This is a genomic window from Pontibacter locisalis, from assembly GCF_042684605.1.
In the GTDB taxonomy this organism is placed as follows: Bacteria; Bacteroidota; Bacteroidia; order Cytophagales; family Hymenobacteraceae; genus Pontibacter; species Pontibacter locisalis.
This window is the reverse complement of the sequence record NZ_JBHULU010000021.1, coordinates 273,079-291,062: the sequence shown is the minus strand read 5'-3', so window position 1 is coordinate 291,062 and position 17,984 is coordinate 273,079. Positions and strand designations below refer to the sequence as shown.

Annotated in this window: 16 protein-coding genes; 9 read left to right on the top strand and 7 right to left on the bottom strand. The window is 45.1% G+C overall.

Features of this window, described 5'->3' with window-relative positions; translation table 11 throughout:
* Positions 1-132: 132 nt before the first annotated feature.
* Positions 133-858 (bottom strand): hypothetical protein, encoded by a 726-nt coding sequence (locus ACFSRY_RS15240; protein ID WP_377509524.1) that lies wholly within the window; start codon positions 856-858, stop codon positions 133-135.
* Positions 859-1,018: 160 nt separating this feature from the next.
* A complete protein-coding gene (locus ACFSRY_RS15235; protein WP_377509521.1) occupies positions 1,019-1,609 on the bottom strand; it encodes a hypothetical protein in 591 nt (196 codons plus the stop codon).
* A 624-nt stretch (positions 1,610-2,233) separates the two neighbouring features.
* Here ACFSRY_RS15235 and ACFSRY_RS15230 point away from each other — a divergent pair.
* Complete coding sequence (locus tag ACFSRY_RS15230; RefSeq protein ID WP_337070799.1) at positions 2,234-2,425, top strand: cold-shock protein; 192 nt, start codon at positions 2,234-2,236, stop codon at positions 2,423-2,425.
* A gap of 238 nt (positions 2,426-2,663) precedes the next feature.
* A complete protein-coding gene (locus ACFSRY_RS15225; protein WP_377509517.1) occupies positions 2,664-5,327 on the top strand; it encodes a cation-translocating P-type ATPase in 2,664 nt (887 codons plus the stop codon).
* A gap of 94 nt (positions 5,328-5,421) precedes the next feature.
* Here ACFSRY_RS15225 and ACFSRY_RS15220 read toward each other — a convergent pair whose 3' ends face one another.
* The 4 genes from ACFSRY_RS15220 to ACFSRY_RS15205 form a co-directional block, all read right to left on the bottom strand.
* Positions 5,422-5,784, bottom strand: a complete 363-nt coding sequence (locus ACFSRY_RS15220) for a hypothetical protein (protein ID WP_377509514.1) — start codon at positions 5,782-5,784, stop codon at positions 5,422-5,424.
* 91 nt (positions 5,785-5,875) lie between these two features.
* Entirely contained in the window at positions 5,876-6,319 is a 444-nt protein-coding gene (locus tag ACFSRY_RS15215) for a PH domain-containing protein (protein WP_377509511.1), read from the bottom strand.
* Positions 6,320-6,509: 190 nt separating this feature from the next.
* Positions 6,510-6,998 (bottom strand): DUF305 domain-containing protein, encoded by a 489-nt coding sequence (locus tag ACFSRY_RS15210; RefSeq protein WP_377509509.1) that lies wholly within the window; start codon positions 6,996-6,998, stop codon positions 6,510-6,512.
* 252 nt (positions 6,999-7,250) lie between these two features.
* Positions 7,251-7,967 (bottom strand): 3-ketoacyl-ACP reductase, encoded by a 717-nt coding sequence (locus tag ACFSRY_RS15205; protein WP_377509507.1) that lies wholly within the window; start codon positions 7,965-7,967, stop codon positions 7,251-7,253.
* A gap of 287 nt (positions 7,968-8,254) precedes the next feature.
* On the opposite strand from ACFSRY_RS15205, the gene ACFSRY_RS15200 reads away from it, so the two are divergent.
* On the top strand, positions 8,255-8,509 hold the full coding sequence (locus ACFSRY_RS15200) for a hypothetical protein (protein ID WP_377509504.1): 255 nt from the start codon (positions 8,255-8,257) through the stop codon (positions 8,507-8,509).
* Between the two features lie 151 nt (positions 8,510-8,660).
* Here the strand turns inward: ACFSRY_RS15200 and katG are convergent, their stop codons facing one another.
* Positions 8,661-10,916 carry a catalase/peroxidase HPI gene (gene katG, locus ACFSRY_RS15195; RefSeq protein WP_377509501.1) on the bottom strand — a complete coding sequence of 752 codons (2,256 nt, stop codon included), beginning with the start codon at positions 10,914-10,916 and terminating at the stop codon, positions 8,661-8,663.
* Between the two features lie 570 nt (positions 10,917-11,486).
* On the opposite strand from katG, the gene ACFSRY_RS15190 reads away from it, so the two are divergent.
* The 6 genes from ACFSRY_RS15190 (at position 11,487) to ACFSRY_RS15165 (ending at position 17,974) form a co-directional block, all read left to right on the top strand.
* Complete coding sequence (locus ACFSRY_RS15190) at positions 11,487-12,440, top strand: ribokinase (protein ID WP_377509498.1); 954 nt, start codon at positions 11,487-11,489, stop codon at positions 12,438-12,440.
* Complete coding sequence (locus tag ACFSRY_RS15185; protein WP_377509495.1) at positions 12,437-14,791, top strand: glycoside hydrolase family 65 protein; 2,355 nt, start codon at positions 12,437-12,439, stop codon at positions 14,789-14,791. The genes ACFSRY_RS15190 and ACFSRY_RS15185 overlap by 4 nt, the downstream gene beginning before the upstream one ends.
* Before the next feature lie 405 nt (positions 14,792-15,196).
* Positions 15,197-15,652: a YbhB/YbcL family Raf kinase inhibitor-like protein gene (locus ACFSRY_RS15180; RefSeq protein ID WP_377509492.1), complete on the top strand. Its 456-nt coding sequence runs from the start codon at positions 15,197-15,199 to the stop codon at positions 15,650-15,652.
* Positions 15,653-15,658: 6 nt separating this feature from the next.
* Positions 15,659-16,069 carry a hypothetical protein gene (locus ACFSRY_RS15175; protein ID WP_377509489.1) on the top strand — a complete coding sequence of 137 codons (411 nt, stop codon included), beginning with the start codon at positions 15,659-15,661 and terminating at the stop codon, positions 16,067-16,069.
* Between the two features lie 111 nt (positions 16,070-16,180).
* Positions 16,181-16,828: a protein-L-isoaspartate(D-aspartate) O-methyltransferase gene (locus ACFSRY_RS15170; protein ID WP_377509486.1), complete on the top strand. Its 648-nt coding sequence runs from the start codon at positions 16,181-16,183 to the stop codon at positions 16,826-16,828.
* A gap of 6 nt (positions 16,829-16,834) precedes the next feature.
* On the top strand, positions 16,835-17,974 hold the full coding sequence (locus tag ACFSRY_RS15165; RefSeq protein ID WP_377509483.1) for a hypothetical protein: 1,140 nt from the start codon (positions 16,835-16,837) through the stop codon (positions 17,972-17,974).
* Positions 17,975-17,984: the final 10 nt, after the last annotated feature.

Genomic DNA, 17,984 nt, shown 5'->3' with positions numbered 1-17,984 from the left:
AAGATGGCTAAGAATAGAAGGTTTCTTTTCACTGGTCGTTTAGCTAAGACTGTTTAATTGTTTCTTCGTTATTCCAGCGTGCTTGGCTAAAGCACGCCGAAGTGTGTTTTAGCTTTTGTTGGGTACAGTTATTTATTTAAGTTCAATTAATGTATTTGATAAGTACCTAATGAGAAATATCTTATCAAATTTGCTTACCAACTCATCTTGTTCAAACTGCTCGACACCATCAAACCAAGAATTCGGAATTAGCCCTTCTGCCAAGACAAGTATTGCTTTATCAACCTTGTCTATATAACCTGTCATCTTTTTCTCCTTATCCCTGATGACATTTAATACTTGTCTTTTTGATAAATCAGGCACAAATCTTCCTTTTGCAGAGTACCAGCATACATCTGATATTTGATGAAAGTAGTGTCCACTCACATGAACTAGTTCATGTGGAAGATTTTCTTTAATTGAAAATGAAAAATGTTCATCAAATGTTCTCCCGTCCATTTCCAATTCAATTAATCGACATACTTGATTAGCAAGGGTCGTTTTTCGCTTTTTATTTAATATTAGATTATTCTCAAAGTGAAAACTAATATGGAGTGGAATTCCTTTTGCAATCGTAAAAAGGTGTTGAGCAGCTTCTAATATTTCGTCTTCTGTAGCATGCTTTTGTGCCGGTGGGAATTTTTCATTCGGTCCCTTCTCATTATGGATTTGAGTTACTTCTACCGCTATGATTTCTCTACCTGTATTGATCATAAAATCAGGGGGTTCAGGTGAGCTTATATCTCCATCTGGTAGAATAGAATACAACTCCTTCAACTTATTGAAAAAGGAATGTTCTATCTCATGCTTGTCTTTCATATTTTAATTGAACCCAACGGACTAGTATAAAAAACGTGCTAGGCCGTCGGCCGTAGCATGTTTTTTATACAATGTTGTGTGTTGTTATTTTTTTCAATTATTAAAAAATGACAAAGGAGATTTGATGAAATTTAAAGTTGCGACCAAGACCTTAGGGTAGTTATTGATTATATTTTATATCAAAGATTCCTGCTTTAAGCTCAATGACTTCCTCTGTTTCGGTACCAATGGCTTTACCGCTAAAAGTTCCTTTGATGCGACGCTCCTCCTTGTTGATTGAAGTAATAATTACCTCGATATCTTTTTGTTCAAATCTGGTAAGACCAACGTAGTTTATATATTTATAATTTCTAAAAGTGTTAAACTGGACTTGGACATACCTTTGAGGGTTGTTCATGTCGTATTTAACATGATATGGAACAGGTAAATTTTCTATATCAAATCCACCAAATGAAATGTGAATAAAATCTCCATAAGACTGTTGTTCTTCTAATAAATTTTTTTCTGATCTGGAAAGTGTTAGTTGAGGGAAATCTCCGATAAGTTTATATATGTTATAAGCTTCTTTATCAATTTTCGCATTTGGGTAGCAATCTTTTACAGGTTGAAAAGCAAAAGACTTTCGATTGTTTTCTATAGTTACATTAATATAGCCATTAGTGTAAGAATCAACCGGCTCGACTTCCTCAATATCACAGCTTACAAATATTAGGAGGAAAAGAAATGAGGAAAATAGATTGTAAATTTTCATAGTTTAATTATTATGTTTATTTATATTTTTTAATTACACACAACTAGCCGATATGTATGAACATACGGTTATCTGCACTATATATGAGGGTGTTTGAGCCTGCTTTCAGACACTTTTTACCTCTTCCACCCTTTTCTTCAATAGCCTCCATGATCATAGTATATTATTTAGCTAATATAGGAATTAATCATAGCTTATCAAGTAGTACAAGGAGTAAACCATAGCCCTGCTTTTATGTACTCTTCTAAAGCCACTAAATCCATTAGGAAAAGAAAGCAAAATGAAACTTCTGACACCCCTTCTCCTTTTAATTTTACCTTAGGTGGTGGGATAGAAGCAAAAGAAAAGTTACTGTACTTCAGTACTGGTTGTACAACAATACTTTTCATAAAGCTAACAAGCCTCATATGTTGTTCAGGTTCACAAAGTAAAAGTTATTCAAGGCCACCAGCTTTTGCGTGCTGCAGTAGGCAAAAGCCAGAGGTAACTATAAAATATGATTTTAGAAAAAGGCCTTGATTAAGGAGAAGAAGAAGGTTTTGTAAAATATTTACAGTATATTGTAAAAAATAATGAACAAATATACCGCTGCGTATGTAGTAGGTGTATAATAAAAAACACAATATGAATAACGGAACAGTAAAATTCTTTAATGACCTGAAAGGGTTCGGGTTCATCAAAGAAACAAATTCAGATCAGGAATACTTCGTGCATGCCTCTGGCCTTGTAGATGAGATCAGGGAAAACGACGAAGTTAGCTTTGACCTGCAGGAAGGACGTAAAGGACTAAACGCAGTAAACGTAAAACGCGCTTAGTTTTAAGCTATAGATCACAAAAAAGCCTTACCATCCGGTAAGGCTTTTTTTTTGCACATACCCTTCTGTAAAAGCCACCACCCAAAGCTAAAGAGAACATTAACTGCTTCTCAACTGCATCCGTTTCACTCTTTTACTATGCAGGTAACAAAACTTTTTAGGTTTTATAAGACTATATGGCTGTAGTATAATTGCTTAGTCAGAAACTGCAGTCTATATTAGCAACAAAACTACCATCATGAACACTTGGCACTCCAGTACGAAAGAGGAAATTCTATCTGAATTAGGCACATCATCTTCAGGTCTGTCTGAAGCTAAAGCGGAAGCTATTCTGAGGGAGGTTGGGCCTAACAAGCTGGAGGAAAAGAGGCGGAAAAGTCCGCTGAAAATGCTGCTTCAGCAGTTTACCGAAACCATGGTGGTCATCCTGATCGTTGCTGCGCTGCTCTCCCTGTTCCTTGGCAAAACAACAGAAGCTGTGGCTATACTGGCCATCGTGCTTCTTTTCGGCTTTCTGGGGTTTATCCAAGAATACCGCGCTGATCGTGCCATGGCCGCACTGAACCGGATGGTGGTACCTAAAGTGCGGGTGAGAAGGGGCGGTAAAGTAATGGAAGTATCCGCAACTGATCTTGTGCCCGGAGACATAGTAGAGCTAGAGGCTGGCAATGTGATTCCTGCAGACCTTCGGGTGATGGAGTCCTTCAACCTAAAAATACAGGAGGCAGCCCTAACGGGAGAATCGGAACCTATAGACAAAGAATCTGCCCCTATCTCTAAAGGCGACATTCCTTTAGGCGACAGAATAAACATGGCCTACATGGGAACGGTGGTAACCTATGGAAGAGGGGTCGGAATTACTGTCTCTACAGGAATGAACACCGAACTGGGAAAAATTGCGGATATGATCGGGTCCGTTGAAACAGGCAAGACCCCGCTGCAGGAAAGGCTCGACAAGCTCGGTAAGATGCTGGCGGTTTTTGGTGCAGTAGCAGCGGCTCTTATATTCGGTGTGGGTATACTTTTAGGGGAGACTGCCGCAGACATGTTCCTAACAGCTGTAAGTGTGGCTGTAGCCGTTGTGCCCGAGGGACTCCCTGCGGTGGTGACCATCACACTGGCGCTGGGCGGCCAGAGAATGTTGAAGCGAAACGCGCTGATAAGAAAACTCCCGGCAGTGGAGACGCTTGGCTCCGTAACCGTTATCTGCTCAGACAAAACGGGTACGCTCACCCAAAATAAAATGACCGTGACAGTGGTGGACCTGCCTGATCGGGTAGTAGAAATATCTTCCGGAATGTTGGAGAGCCAAAGCAGGTCTGAAGATGATCTTGATTTTGCTCTTGCCGTTTCGGTGCTGTGCAATGACGCCACACACTACCACACCAGCGATTCTCCCTCTAAAGTTATCGGAGATCCCACGGAGGCCGCCTTGCTTATTGCCGGAGCTAAAAGAGGAATAGATAAAGAGCACCTGTACGAGACCCTGCCAAGGGTAAATGAGGTACCCTTTGACAGCACCAGGAAAAGGATGTCAACCATCCACAAAGTGGAAGGTGCTTTGCCTGCTTACTTACAAAAGCTCCGGAACAGCCCTTTTCTGCTTTGCTCAAAAGGCGCCCCAGACTCACTTTTGAATGCCTGTGAGTTTGTGTGGGTTAAGAACAACCAGGTGCCGCTGGATGATGAATGGAGGGAACGCATACTGCAGGCAAACTCAAAACTGGCCCAAAATGGCATGAGGGTGCTGGGGCTTGCTTTCCGCAGCATGGAAGCACCGAGCAGTGATACGGACGCAGAGCAGGAGCTGGTTTTCGTTGGCCTTGCAGGAATGATAGACCCGCCACGGCAAGAGGTCAAGGCTGCGGTTGAAAACTGCAAGCTGGCAGGTATACGCCCGATCATGATTACCGGTGACCACCCCCTGACGGCTGCAGCCATAGGTCGGGAGCTGCATTTTACTGACCAGTATAACGCTGTTTCAGGAGAGATGCTGCAAAAAGGAGATGAGGAAGAACTTATGACCTTAGCTAGAACAACCTCTGTGTATGCCCGTGTATCCCCCGAGGACAAGCTTAAAATAATAAGCGCACTACAGAGGCAGGGAGAGGTAGTGGCCATGACCGGTGACGGAGTGAACGATGCCCCGGCCCTGCGGAAAGCTGACATTGGAGTAGCTATGGGCATAACCGGTACAGACGTGGCCAAGGAAGCGGCAGACATGGTGTTGCTGGATGATAACTTTACAACCATTGTTGCTGCGGTGGAGGAAGGCAGGGTCATATTTGATAACCTGCTAAGGTTTATCAAATTCTCTCTTGCAGGTAACATTGGCAAGGTGCTGATCATGCTTGTTGCGCCTTTGTTCGGAATGGTGATTGCACTTCAGCCCCTGCAGCTGCTGTGGCTGAACCTGCTTACAGATGGCTTACTTGGGCTAGGCCTGGGTACAGAACCAGCGGAGGAAGACACCATGAGAAGGCCCCCAAGAAATCCGGAGAAAGGAGCGCTGGAGAAAAAAGACTTTTACCAGATGGGGATCGTGGGCGCAACCATTGCGGCAATTTCGCTCGGCCTTGCGGTGTACTACTACAACCCCTCAGATCCCGGGGACCTTACCTGGCAGACGATGATCTTCGCAACCGTGGGATTCGCACAGGTTTTCCAGGCCCTTGCACTGCGCTCTTCCAGCCACTCCCCTTTTGCCATCAAAACCAACCCGTTGATGGTGATTGTTGTGGTCTCTGCTGTTCTGCTTCAGCTTGTTGTCATCTACATGCCTGGCTTGGAAAGCTTCTTCAGACTGGTACCCTTATCAGCCCAGGACCTGCTAATCTCTGTTGCAGCAGGAAGTATAGTCTTTATTGTTGTAAAAATTGATAGGAAGATTTTCAAAAGATAGTGTAGCACATAAAGCTTTTCCTTCCTTCATATTTTAGGTACTAAAAAGCTCCTCTTCAGTTATGACATAACTCTGGCAACTCGTCCGGGAGATGTTAAAGATTGGTACTCTTTTTTCCTGCTTCAAAGCCACTGTTGTTAAAGATGTCTTTATCCCATTTCCGATATTCATAATATTTGGATTTTGGCTCACCTGTCCAACCATTAATTCCTTTCCGGGGAAGATGAACAGCATGAATATAAAAGACAGGAATAAAAGACAACCCCAGAATCACCAGAGCATACACCCGTCCAAAAACGATGGAAATGGTTACAATAAGAGTGACTGAGATAAGGTATTTAAGAAGTTTCCTCCATTTAGGGCTTCTTTCTTCAAAGTGACCTAAAAAAATATGGCCGCATAAGAACACAATACTCACTATTGCGATCTCAAACCAGATGGTATTGGTACTCCACATAACTGATCTTACCTGCTACATTATATCTTTGCTTGTTTTCTCTTGTATGAGGTGTGCACAGCTTGGCTTGCCCTTACGGGCTTTACCCTTCTTAGCTGTTCGCAATTACTTCAATGTTTTTATTAACAGCTAGCAGATCCTGTATGACCTCACTATTGCTTTCCGGAGCTATATAGACCTCATCATATCGGTTATACTTAATTATCAACCCATTCTTAGCAAGGGCTGGTTTGATCCCAGTCCACATGGTTTTTCCGACTATAACTTTGTTGATTGCGCTTATTTCTATTGTACCTTTCAAAAAGGCTGACTTGTATTTCAGCTTACCATTTTCAATTTGGTAGTAAGTGTCAAAGTATATCCAGGTAAGAAGGGCAACTGGCACCAGTGCAGGCAATAAGATTAATGGCAATAAAGCGAGTGGCGCTTCCGAATACGTGGCTCTTTCAAGGGTGAAAACCACAAAAAGGAAAATCAGGCCTCCTAATAACAAATAAAGAACGAACCCCTTTCTCTTTGCTTTATAAGTTTTCATTGATCAGGATTATAGAACAGGATAGGGTATAAAAGCAGTAGCAGACTTGATGGCAGCCCCTTTTCTACCGTTACAGCTTATGGCTGCAATAACTTTAGATTTACCACTACACCAACTATCGCACTGTAATAAGAACAAGGTAATCTACCGGCACTCCTGTCTACTAAAATTTGTGCGCCTGACGTAATTATTATTCTGACTCCAATCTATTAATATAGGCTTTCATTTTTGCGATTTCCTCTTCTTGCGCCTTTATTATTTCATCGGCTAACTTCCTTACTTGAGGGTCTTCTATGTCTGCCCTCTTACTTGTAAGAATAGCTATGGAATGGTGAGGAATCATTGCTTTCATGTATAACACATCACCAATTGGTGTTTGTGTTCTTACTAAAGTTAAAGCACCAATAAACAATACAAAGCTGCCCACTACAATGGCAATGTTTTTCTTCTTGTTCTTGTACATATTTTGCATAAATGACAGCATTATAACTGCCATTGCGGCAATACCTAAACAAGCCATATAAAAACGTGTTAGACTGAAATATACATGGTCGATTGCGTACGTGTTAAAATACATTGTTATGTACATGGCAATAAAGGACCCAAGTAACATCAAAAAGAACCTCGTGTAATTACTGATGTTCTTTTTGTTTTCATTCTTTTCCTGGTGGTTATCCATTCTATTATAGTTAAAGTTATTGCGTTTCCTTAATGTTTTTCCCAGCTTCTTCTTTTACCTGTCGCCACAAAGCCTGATAGGCAAAGTATACCGCACAGGCAGGGTATTACTTCCCCGCTTACCGGAATAACACCTTAAAAGTTCAATCATCCTGAGTGCTTCCTTGTCTGCCCCAGCTGCAGGGCTTGCTTTTGTCTGGCTCAGCTATCCTTCGGGAACCATAGTTGACATAACACCCCGGTAATATACCAACTATGGGTTTGTTGAAAAGATACTGGCTTCTTTAACAAAGACTCTTCTGTTCAGCTTCAGCTGTGCGATAATAAGTTCTGCAAAGTCTTCCGGATGCATCACGCGTTCAGGATCGCCGGTGATAAGATTAGCACTATTTGCAAGGTCAGTTACAACCGTGCTAGGAGCCAGAGCCGTTACCCGGATATTATGCTTGCGCACTTCCTGCATCAGGCTCTCCGACAAACCAAATACAGCAAATTTAGAAGCACTGTAGGCACTGGTTACCGGGCTACCTGACTTGCCTGCCGTTGACGAAATATTGACAATGTCTCCGGTTTTTCGCTCAATCATTTGCGGCAACACAGCACGGGTAGTATAATACACACCAAATACGTTCACCTTAACCTGCTGTTCCCATACCTCAGGCTTCAGCTCCAGGAACTTACCAAAAGTAGCTGTACCAGCGTTGTTTATGAGGATATCAACCGCCCCTAAAGTATCCTGTACTTTGGCTACAGCTGCCTCCACTTCTTCCCTGTTGCTCACATCGGCTGTGGCAAATGCGGCTTTTACCCCCAAACCAGTAATTTCGTCGGCAACCGCTTTTACATCTTTCTCTGTTCGGGCTATCAATCCCACATGCACACCTTCCTTAGCCAGCGCAATAGCTACTGCCTTTCCTATGCCTTTGCCAGCGCCGGTTACCAACGCAACTTTGTCTTTTAGATTCTCCATCTATTGTTTTTGAGCTTTAGTTTACAAAACGATCATATAGTTTTAGTACATACGCAATAAGGAGAACGTATTGTTTTGCAACCGACTCTATTCCACTATTGCCATTACGTTCTTTTTCTATGAACAAAGCTTAGTAGAGCCTCAGGTATTTGCAGGTGTTATCCATTCAGTCCAATCAACTTTAGGCTACATAATAAGCTAATTTTTAGTTGTTTCGTACAATATAAAATCTTAACTTATATCTATAATCTTGAATCAGGCCTCTCGTACTTTAGCTTAGTAGGATTATGTATACAACCATTTTTAAATTTGACGAAGGGAGCCCTTACGTAAGCAGTAAGCGCCCGGTAGCCCAGGAAATAAATGACAGGCTGCTATGGCGGGCTATGCGCCTTGCAAAGACAGGCAAGCGTATTTTTAAAGATGGCCTGATCGTATATACCCCTATTCCGGCTTATCTGAGTGGGCCAACCGTATTGGAAGTATACTGGGACTATAAAAGCTCTGAAGAGTACGACTGCTATCTGGATGCTGCCTCCTGAGCCTGCCAATAACATTACTGACCCAAAAGACCACCTTCTGAGTAGAAACTGAAACTAAAGATAAAAGGCACCCCGATAACAGGGTGCCTTTCTTATTCAGTATAACCAACTCTCAACAGGGATATTTAATCCCTGCCATAAGAGGAGGACCTTATTTTACGTCAAAACGATCCAGGTTCATTACCTTGTCCCAGGTTTTAACGAAGTCTTTTATAAACCGCTCTTTTGAATCTGAGCAAGCGTACACCTCCGCAACAGCCCGTAGCTCTGAGTTAGAACCAATGATCAGGTCGACACGGCTACCCGTCCACTTCACTTCACCGGTTTTACGGTCACGGCCTTCAAACTCGGTATCAGCTTCTGACGTTGCTTTCCATGTAGTGTTCATATCGAGCAGGTTCACAAAGAAGTCGTTTGTAAGTGTTTCAGGTTGATTCGTAAACACACCACGCTTAGATTTATCGTAGTTGGTGTTCAGTACACGCATACCCCCTACAAGTACTGTTAGCTCAGGTGCAGTAAGGCTCATCAGCTGTGCTTTGTCAATCAGCATCTCCTCTGCTGAGGCAGAAATGTTATCCCGGTTTCTGTAATAATTGCGGAAGCCATCAGCATTCGGCTCCAGAACAGCGAAAGCGTCCCAATCGGTTTGCTCCTGCGTAGCATCCGTACGTCCGGGTGTAAATGGCACTTTCACCTCATGTCCAGCATTCTTGGCTGCTTTTTCAACACCGGCACAACCTCCCAATATGATCAGGTCAGCCATCGAAACCTGTTTGCCACCAGTCTGTGCACTGTTGAACTCCTCCTGAATGCTCTCATATTTCTGAAGCACCTTCTGTAATTCGGCTGGGTTGTTCACCTCCCAATTCCTCTGAGGCTCCAGGCGGATTCGGCCGCCATTCGCGCCTCCCCTCTTATCAGAATCACGATAAGTAGAGGCAGAAGCCCAGGCAGTAGAAACTAACTGAGAAACAGAAAGCCCGGAGTCCAGTATCTTGTTCTTCAGATCACTGATATCCTGATCATTAATCAGTTCATGTGTTACGGCCGGGACAGGATCTTGCCAGATTAGTTCTTCCTCAGGCACTTCCGGACCCAGGTAGCGCGTAATCGGCCCCATATCGCGGTGCGTCAGTTTATACCAGGCCAGGGCAAATGCATCAGCAAACTCCTCAGGATTCTCCAGAAAATGTCTGGAAATCTTTCCGTACGAAGGATCCTCACGCAAGGCAATGTCGGTAGTCAGCATAAAAGGTGCATGCTTTTTAGCAGGATCGTGTGCATCTGGCACAGTGCCTTCGCCTTCCCCATTCTTCGGCTTCCACTGGTGGGCACCAGCCGGGCTCTTGGTAAGCTCCCACTCAAAACCAAAGAGGTTCTCAAAAAAGTTGTTGCTCCATTTTGTAGGAGTAGTCGTCCAGGCACCTTCCAGGCCACTGGTGATGGTATGTTCAGAATGGCCTTTGCCCATGGTATTTCTCCAGCCCAGGCCCATTTCCTCAATGCTGGCACCTGCAGGCTCTACCCCTACATACTCTCTCGGGTCGCCTGCGCCGTGTGTTTTACCAAAGGTATGTCCACCTGCAATCAGGGCAACAGTTTCATAGTCATTCATTGCCATTCGGCCGAAAGTCTCGCGGATGTCCTGTGCTGCCGCAACTGGGTCAGGATTTCCGTTCGGTCCTTCCGGATTCACATATATAAGGCCCATGTGCGAAGCCGCCAGCGGGTTTTCCAGCACTCCACCTGCGTGGCGCTCCTTGTTTCCAAGCCATTCACCTTCCGATCCCCAGTAGATGTCTTCCTCCGGCTCCCAAACATCTTTTCTTCCACCGCCAAAGCCAAAGGTTTTGAACCCCATAGACTCCAGGGCGCAGTTACCTGCCAGAATCATCAGGTCGGCCCATGAGATCTTCTTGCCATATTTCTGCTTTATTGGCCAAAGCAGCAAGCGTGCCTTGTCCAGGTTAGCGTTATCCGGCCAGCTGTTAAGAGGGGCAAATCGCTGTGAACCAGAACTGGCTCCTCCCCGTCCATCAGCAATTCGATAGGTACCGGCGCTATGCCAGGCCATACGTATAAAAAGCGGACCATAGTGCCCGTAGTCTGCCGGCCACCAATCCTGAGAATCCGTCATCAGGTCAAAAAGGTCCTGCTTCACAGCCTTCAGATCAAGCTTCTTAAACTCCTCTGCATAATCAAAATCTTCCCCCATAGGGTTTGATTTGGATGAATGCTGATGTAGTATCCGAAGGTTCAGCATATCCGGCCACCAGTCGCGGTTCGATCTTCCGCTACCTGCCGTATAGTGTACAGCTCCACCCATAAAAGGGCATCTTCTGGACTCGTTGGTATCCCATACAGGAGTGTTAGGGGCTACATGCCTGTCTTTTTTATGTTCCATAGTTAGGTTATAAAAAATGAAATTTGAATAGACTTTTATTTAGAAGTAATAGTTAATTATTTATAAATATACCTGTTCGAGGACCTGTAACCAAATTTTATCGATTCGAATTATCTATCAGCTTATAGGAAATATCTATAAGCGCTGTTTTCTTATCAATTTGAGGGGTTTTGAATAAAGGCTGATTAGCTACTTATCCGTTTGTGCATACTCCAATTTTAAGACATTGGTTAAAAACATAATAAGAATTTCGAGGAAGTTCTGTGTCTATCCGGAGCAACTTACTCTTAAATGGGTACAGACTCTAAAATGTGATACATGAAGTGCTCTATTCGCTATTTTATACCTAAAGAAATCTGCTTTCAGATAATATAAAAACTATAAGAAACTAATGTCAGCACGAGCGAACCTGCTTTAATTCATCGTCTGGATCCGGTTCTTCCTTAACCGTTAGTACAGAGCATACAGAAACATAAGCCAAAAACGCACGTTGCATTCTCATGTGCCTGCTACTCATTTTAAATAAGGGAGCAGTCATCTTTCTTCCGATTTATTATTTTAAGCAACAAATTGACGCAAGGTATTATCATTTCTTTAGGTAGCATCAATGCCGACTTTCAGGTCCGGGTGGATAAGGATCCGTACCAAACAACCACCATGATTGGCCACGACCTCCAAAGGTTGGGCGGTGGCAAGGGTGCTAACGTGGCGTACCAGGCGCATCTATTAGGAGCTTCCGCTACACTGATCGGCCGGGTCGGCAACGATGACCTCAAGGAGCAGGCCCTAAAGCCGCTCCGGGAAATGGACATTGACCTCACCTATGTCCGCGCTGTTGACGGTGCTTCTACCGCCGTCTCTATGATTGCCGTTCCACCGAATGGGAAAAAGAAAATCATACTTGCGCCCAATGCCAATGATGTATGGGTGGAAGAAGATAAAGATGAGGTACGAAAAGCCATTTTACAGGCACCGGAGGGTTCTGTACTTGTAGCAGATTATGAGGTAGCTCCTGCTATAGTTGAGGTAGCTATAAATGCGGCACAGGAAAAGAACTTCACAGTCATTCTGGACCCTTCTCCCACTGACCGGGTGGACAAACGGTTATTTGAAAAAATTAACTACCTCATTCCTGATGCATCTGAAACAGAAGGTCTGACCGGCACTGCACCTGCTTCCTTGGAAAAGGCAGTAAGCGCTGCCCATAAATTATTGGACCAGGGCGTGAAAAATGTTCTGGTTAAGTTAGAAGGAGGAGGATGCATTGCAGCCAACAAAGAGATCACCTTTCACATTCCTGCCATTCCGGTTGAAGTGGTAGATACCACCGGGGCAGGAGATGCCTTCGCTGGTGCGCTTGCGGTTGCCGTGATGGAAAAGCGTCCGCTGAAAGAAGCCGCATGTTTTGCCTCAGCAGCCTCACTTGTTGCTGTTACTGGCTTCGGCTCTCAGCCAGCTTATGCTTCACGGGAGCGTGTAGAGCACTATTTTGATTTGACCATAGATAAAATTGAGGAGATATGATGGAAATGGATAAGGCCTGGTGCATTCATTTTGATCATTATGATCCGGCTGATGAGGGGCGCCGGGAAGCTTTACTCGCTCTTGGAAATGGCTGCCTGGCGTCCAGGGCAGCGGCTCCTGAATCCAGAGAAGATAAGATTCACTATCCGGGCACCTACCGTGTGGGATGCTACAACGAACTGATAACCCAAATACAGGGGCAGGATGTAAAAAACGAATCCATCGTAAACCTGCCAAACTGGTTGCCTTTTTCCTTTCGGATGGAAAGGTCTGACTGGTTTTCACTAGATGACGTGACAATACTGGATTATGAACAGACTCTGCATATGCAGCAAGGGCTCCTGACCCGGAAAGTGCGCTTTAGTGATGAGCAGGGACGGCAGACCTTAGTACAGGAACGCCGGTTTGTGAGTATGGCTCAGCCTAACCTTATGGCACTATCTATAGCGCTTACCCCCCTTAACTGGTCTGGTAAGCTTGAACTGCAATCTAATCTGGATGGACGGGTGATAAATAACAAGGTAACCCGGTATGCACCCTTCAATAAGGTGCACCTGGAGATACTAAACACCGGAGAATGGGGAGAAAATGGTATAGAGCTTCTTGCGCGCACCAACCAGTCTTCTGTTACAGTAGCTTTGGCCGCACGGACTAACTTATGGATTGCTGAGCAAGAACACAAGGCACAGCGGGTAGTAAACCACGAAGACGACCATGTATCTGACTATCGGCGAATTTCTTTAAGAGAGGGCGAAGAGGTGAGGCTTGAAAAAATAGCCGCGCTTTATACTTCGCTTGACATACCAGAGGACGCATGTGCCCGGACTGCACAAGAAACACTGCTAAAGGCATCTGACTTTGACACCCTCTTTACAGCCCACAAAGATGCGTGGCAGAACCTGTGGCAGCGCAGCTACATTGAAGTTGATGCAGCAGATCAGCTTTGTTACTTCCGCCTACACATCTTCCATATCCTGCAAAACTTCTCCCCACACACAGCCAAAATGGATGTAGGCGTACCTCCGAGCGGCTGGCAAGGTGAGGAATACCACGGGCAGGTATTCTGGGATGAGTTATTTGTATTCCCGTTCCTGACTTTCCATTTTCCTGATTCCGCACGGGCATTGTTGCAGTATCGTTACCGCCGCCTGGATACAGCCCGAAAGCTGGCAAAAGAGAATGGCTACCGGGGTGCCATGTTCCCCTGGCGCAGCGCGAGTGACGGCGAAGAAGAAACTCCTCCATTTCAACTAAACCCGATATCAGGAGAGTGGATGGAAGACAGAACCTGTCTGCAGCGCCACGTTGGGGCTGCAGTGGCTTATAATATCTGGTATTATGCAAAAGTAACCGGTGATCAACAGTTCCTGGCAGACTGTGGAGCTGAACTTATCCTGGAAATTGCCCGCTTCTGGGCAAGTATTTCTAAGCATAACCCTGCACTAAACAGGTATGAGATCCATGGTGTAGTTGGGCCTGACGAATATCAAACAATGTATCCGGAAGCCAATTCACCTGGGGTAAGCAACAATACTTACACTAATGTAATGGCCGCCTGGACACTCTGCCAGGCACGACGCTTATTCGAGCAACTCAACCCGCAAAGGCAACAGGAACTGATGGATAAACTGGCTCTTAGCTCAGAGGAGTTTGAGCACTGGGATGAGGTAAGCCGAAGAATGCGGATCGTTTTTCGTGAAGACGGGACAATAAGTCAATTCGAAGGATTTGATCAACTAAAAGAATTTGATCTACAAAAATTCAGGGAAAAGCACGGACACCAACGCCTGGATTGGGCCCTGGATGCAATGGGTGACTCAGTAGAGAAATACCGGATTTCCAAACAAGCCGATACCGCTGTTCTACTGTATCTGTTTACACCAGCGGAACTGGTCAATCAGTTTGAGCGGCTGGGCTACTCCCTAAATGAGGATATACTTAAGCGCACGATAACAAATCACCTTTCCCAGACAGCGCACGAGTCAAGCCTTTCCCGTTTTATATACGCTGGGGCACTGGCAAGTCTGAGTACAGACCAGTCCTGGAGCTTTTATAAAGAGGCCCAGCAGATTGATATGTCTCCTGAAGACAAGGGCGCTTCAGAAGGCATTCATCTCGGCGCTATGGGAGGAACTTTAGCTGTGCTGCTGCATCGTTACCTGGGTATAAAAGTTAAATCAGATTACCTGGTTATTACTCCCTCCTTACCAGAAGCCCTTTCCCCGGTACGCATCAGTCTAAACTTCCGGGGGGCAGAATATGTGTGCGAGATTAGCCGCACCGCTGAACCCCTGGTTAAAGTTGCAGAACGTGTAAATGCAGGACACATCAATCTTAATTTGTCTAAATAATTTTCATACAGTTAAACTAATAGGGAAATTAAACAGACTGAAAACAGTAACTCAGATCCCGAATGCTAAACAGCGCTAGCCTGACGCACCAGCCATATTCGCTTATTGATCTGTTGGACCACCCGCAGGCAAAGGCTAACAGCTCATTTACTAAAATTTAAAGCCCCTCAACTACTAAGTTCAGGGGCTTTGAGTATAGCTGTAAGGTTATATATACAGGTTATAGCTGTACTACAAGTACATTAGTTAATAGGAAACATGCAGTATACCAGCTAGTATAAGAGCATTTTTTACCATGCACTTCAAGAGCAAAGACAAAATACACCAACTGTTTGCACCACTTTTCTTCACATTAACCTTCTAAAAACCAACCCGTTATAAAAATTAACGATAACTACGAAGGATATGGCACAAACGACAACTCTGCAGGTTTCAAGTTTAGCGTTCGACAATAATGCTCCTATTCCCAGACAATATTCATGCGACGGAGAAGATATTAATCCCCCGCTGAGGATAGGCAACCTGCCCGAGAGAGCGGAAAGCCTGGTTATAATCGTGGAGGACCCGGATGCACCTAATGGCACCTTCACCCATTGGATGGTATGGGACGCACCTCCCCACCCCAGCATAGAAGAGAACAGTAAACCAGGTGGCACAGTAGGAAGGAACGATTTCGGAGAGAACAACTATAAGGGCCCCTGTCCGCCCTCTGGTGAGGAACACAGGTATTTCTTTAAAGTTTATGCCCTGGATTCGAAAGTAAACCTGGACCAGGATAGCACCAGGGAAGCTCTTATGGTATTGGTAGATGAAAAAGCCATTGGCTATGGGGAGCTGATGGGTACTTATAAAAAAGGTTAGAAAGATATGTCTCCCGCCGGTTTCATAGCAGTCCTGTTAATAGCTTTTATCGTTGGCGCTGTTTTCTATTTCCTCTTTAAAAGCAAGGGACCCTGGGGAAGCTTCTGGACCTTTTTTCTGGTAGTGCTGCTTGGTGTATCTTTAGCCTATGTATGGGTGCGGCCATTTGGTCCTGTATATTGGGGCGTTGCCTTTTTCCCTCTGTTGTTTATAGGGCTGCTTTTTGCACTACTTCTGGCTGCGGCAACACCTCCAGGAAGAAACAGAAATGCTACCCGCAGAGGCTATAGCCCTGGCACACCGGAGGACGGGCAAAGTGAGATATCACCTGAGGACGACAGAACCGTTCTTGGAATCTTTTTCTGGACGGCAGTCATTCTGTTTGCTGCGTTGCTGATAGCTGGTATTTTTTACTAGCGTTCACACTAATGTTGCTTCTTTTTCTGCGCCGCTCCAAAGAACAGGATGCGTAAAGCAGCCGGCTGAAATGAGTTGTTTTCCTTCATAAAACCTTAAAACTATACCGCTATGATGACAACCAAAGAGGAAATGATTGAAAGACAGCTAAAGGGAAGAGGTATACACGACCCTAAGGTAATCAATGCTATGTGGGAAGTAGACCGCTCCATTTTTGTACCGGATGATATACTGGAGCACACCTACGAGGACAGGGCTTTACCTATTGGAAAAGAGCAGACGATAAGCCAGCCTTACATTGTTGCTTATATGGCACAGGCATTAGACCTGAGCCCCAATGATGTGGTGCTGGAAATAGGCACGGGCTGCGGATATAACGCAGCGGTTTTATCCCGGATCGTTTCGCATGTGTACAGCATTGAGGTTATAGAATGGCTGGCAAATCTGGCAAAGCAAAATTTAAGAGAAGTAGGTTACCGGAATATTACCATACGCCATGGAGACGGTTATAAAGGATGGCCCGAGGAAGCCCCTTTCGATGCTATTGTGCTTACAGCCGCCCCTCCGGCTATACCGGAACCACTAAAACTGCAGTTAAAGATAGGAGGAAGACTGCTGGCTCCTGTCGGTACAGGAATCCAGCAACTTGTTCTGCTGGAAAGGACCGGCAAAGACTTTTTTGAAGACACTCCACTTTTACCTGTTCAATTTGTGCCTATGACAGGGGAAGCTCAAAAGAGACCCGGTAGCAGCAGCTAAGCATCGATGACAACAACTAAAAGAACGGAGGCTTTAGGGAAAGCCCGTGACCTGATGGAAAGTTACTCCCGCAGAACGGGCCTGCTGGGGACTGAGGGGGATATCTCCCATCGTTACCTCTGGACTGACGCTTTCGCAGTACAGACATTCTTCGGACTGGCCCATGCACTTGATGATGCTCAATATAAAGAGAATGCGCTTAAGCTGATCACCGCAGTGCATGAAACACTTGGCCGCTTTCGGAAGGAAGACAGAAGGTCTGGCTGGATAAGTGGCTTGCCCGAGAAGGAAGGAGCTGCACATCCCACAGCAGGAGGCTTGCGTATCGGCAAAAAATTACCGGAGCGTGCCCCAGGTGAGCCCATGAACGAGCGGCTGGAGTGGGAGCGTGACGGACAGTACTTCCACTATTTAACCCGTTGGGTAAACGCTCTCCTTCTGGCGGCGCAGGAAACGGGAGAGCCACGCTATGCTGCCTGGGCAACTGAACTGATACAGGCTGGCGGTAAGTTCCTGTACAAAACCAATGGAAGGAGCCGGATGTACTGGAAAATGAGCATCGACTTAACCAGGCCCCTGGTTACAAGCATGGGTGCCCACGACCCGTTGGAGGGTTTGATCTGTGCAGAAAGTGCACGCTTAGCTACACCTCAAAAGGCAAATGATCTTGAACCCCTGATAAAGGACTTTGAAACCTTGTGTGCCGGTCAGGATTGGGCAACCACAGACCCATTAGGCTTAGGCGGACTGCTGCTAAATGCTGTACGAGCGGCAGAACTTGGGACTTCCCTCAGACATCTACCCGAAGAGATAAAACCAGAAAAGCTTTTAACTGATAGTCTGGACGGACTAAAAGTGTATGCTAAGATAAATAATCTGGAGGCACCTGCACAAAATCGATTGGCTTTCCGCGAATGTGGCTTATCCCTGGGCTTGAGCACTTTATGCTCTAAGCAGCAGCAACTTAAAGAACAGGGTCTTGATGTGGATGCGTTTACAGCCTACTTTCATCTGGCAAATGCTATAGAAGATTTTTGGGGTAACCCTGACAACCAGCGCGTTTCCACCTGGATAGATCATAAAGACATCAATACAGTCTCACTAGCTGCCAGCTTAGTGGCAAACTACGCTCCTATTGATTTTTAAAGGTTTTTCC

What these genes read in the sequence shown, in the direction of transcription:
- ACFSRY_RS15240 (WP_377509524.1), bottom strand. Translation starts at nt 858, where the DNA reads ATGAAAGACAAGCATGAGATAGAACATTCCTTTTTCAATAAGTTGAAG.
- ACFSRY_RS15235 (WP_377509521.1), bottom strand. Translation starts at nt 1,609, where the DNA reads ATGAAAATTTACAATCTATTTTCCTCATTTCTTTTCCTCCTAATATTT.
- ACFSRY_RS15230 (WP_337070799.1), top strand. Translation starts at nt 2,234, where the DNA reads ATGAATAACGGAACAGTAAAATTCTTTAATGACCTGAAAGGGTTCGGG.
- ACFSRY_RS15225 (WP_377509517.1), top strand. Translation starts at nt 2,664, where the DNA reads ATGAACACTTGGCACTCCAGTACGAAAGAGGAAATTCTATCTGAATTA.
- ACFSRY_RS15220 (WP_377509514.1), bottom strand. Translation starts at nt 5,784, where the DNA reads ATGTGGAGTACCAATACCATCTGGTTTGAGATCGCAATAGTGAGTATT.
- ACFSRY_RS15215 (WP_377509511.1), bottom strand. Translation starts at nt 6,319, where the DNA reads ATGAAAACTTATAAAGCAAAGAGAAAGGGGTTCGTTCTTTATTTGTTA.
- ACFSRY_RS15210 (WP_377509509.1), bottom strand. Translation starts at nt 6,998, where the DNA reads ATGGATAACCACCAGGAAAAGAATGAAAACAAAAAGAACATCAGTAAT.
- ACFSRY_RS15205 (WP_377509507.1), bottom strand. Translation starts at nt 7,967, where the DNA reads ATGGAGAATCTAAAAGACAAAGTTGCGTTGGTAACCGGCGCTGGCAAA.
- ACFSRY_RS15200 (WP_377509504.1), top strand. Translation starts at nt 8,255, where the DNA reads ATGTATACAACCATTTTTAAATTTGACGAAGGGAGCCCTTACGTAAGC.
- katG (WP_377509501.1), bottom strand. Translation starts at nt 10,916, where the DNA reads ATGGAACATAAAAAAGACAGGCATGTAGCCCCTAACACTCCTGTATGG.
- ACFSRY_RS15185 (WP_377509495.1), top strand. Translation starts at nt 12,437, where the DNA reads ATGATGGAAATGGATAAGGCCTGGTGCATTCATTTTGATCATTATGAT.
- ACFSRY_RS15180 (WP_377509492.1), top strand. Translation starts at nt 15,197, where the DNA reads ATGGCACAAACGACAACTCTGCAGGTTTCAAGTTTAGCGTTCGACAAT.
- ACFSRY_RS15175 (WP_377509489.1), top strand. Translation starts at nt 15,659, where the DNA reads ATGTCTCCCGCCGGTTTCATAGCAGTCCTGTTAATAGCTTTTATCGTT.
- ACFSRY_RS15170 (WP_377509486.1), top strand. Translation starts at nt 16,181, where the DNA reads ATGATGACAACCAAAGAGGAAATGATTGAAAGACAGCTAAAGGGAAGA.
- ACFSRY_RS15165 (WP_377509483.1), top strand. Translation starts at nt 16,835, where the DNA reads ATGACAACAACTAAAAGAACGGAGGCTTTAGGGAAAGCCCGTGACCTG.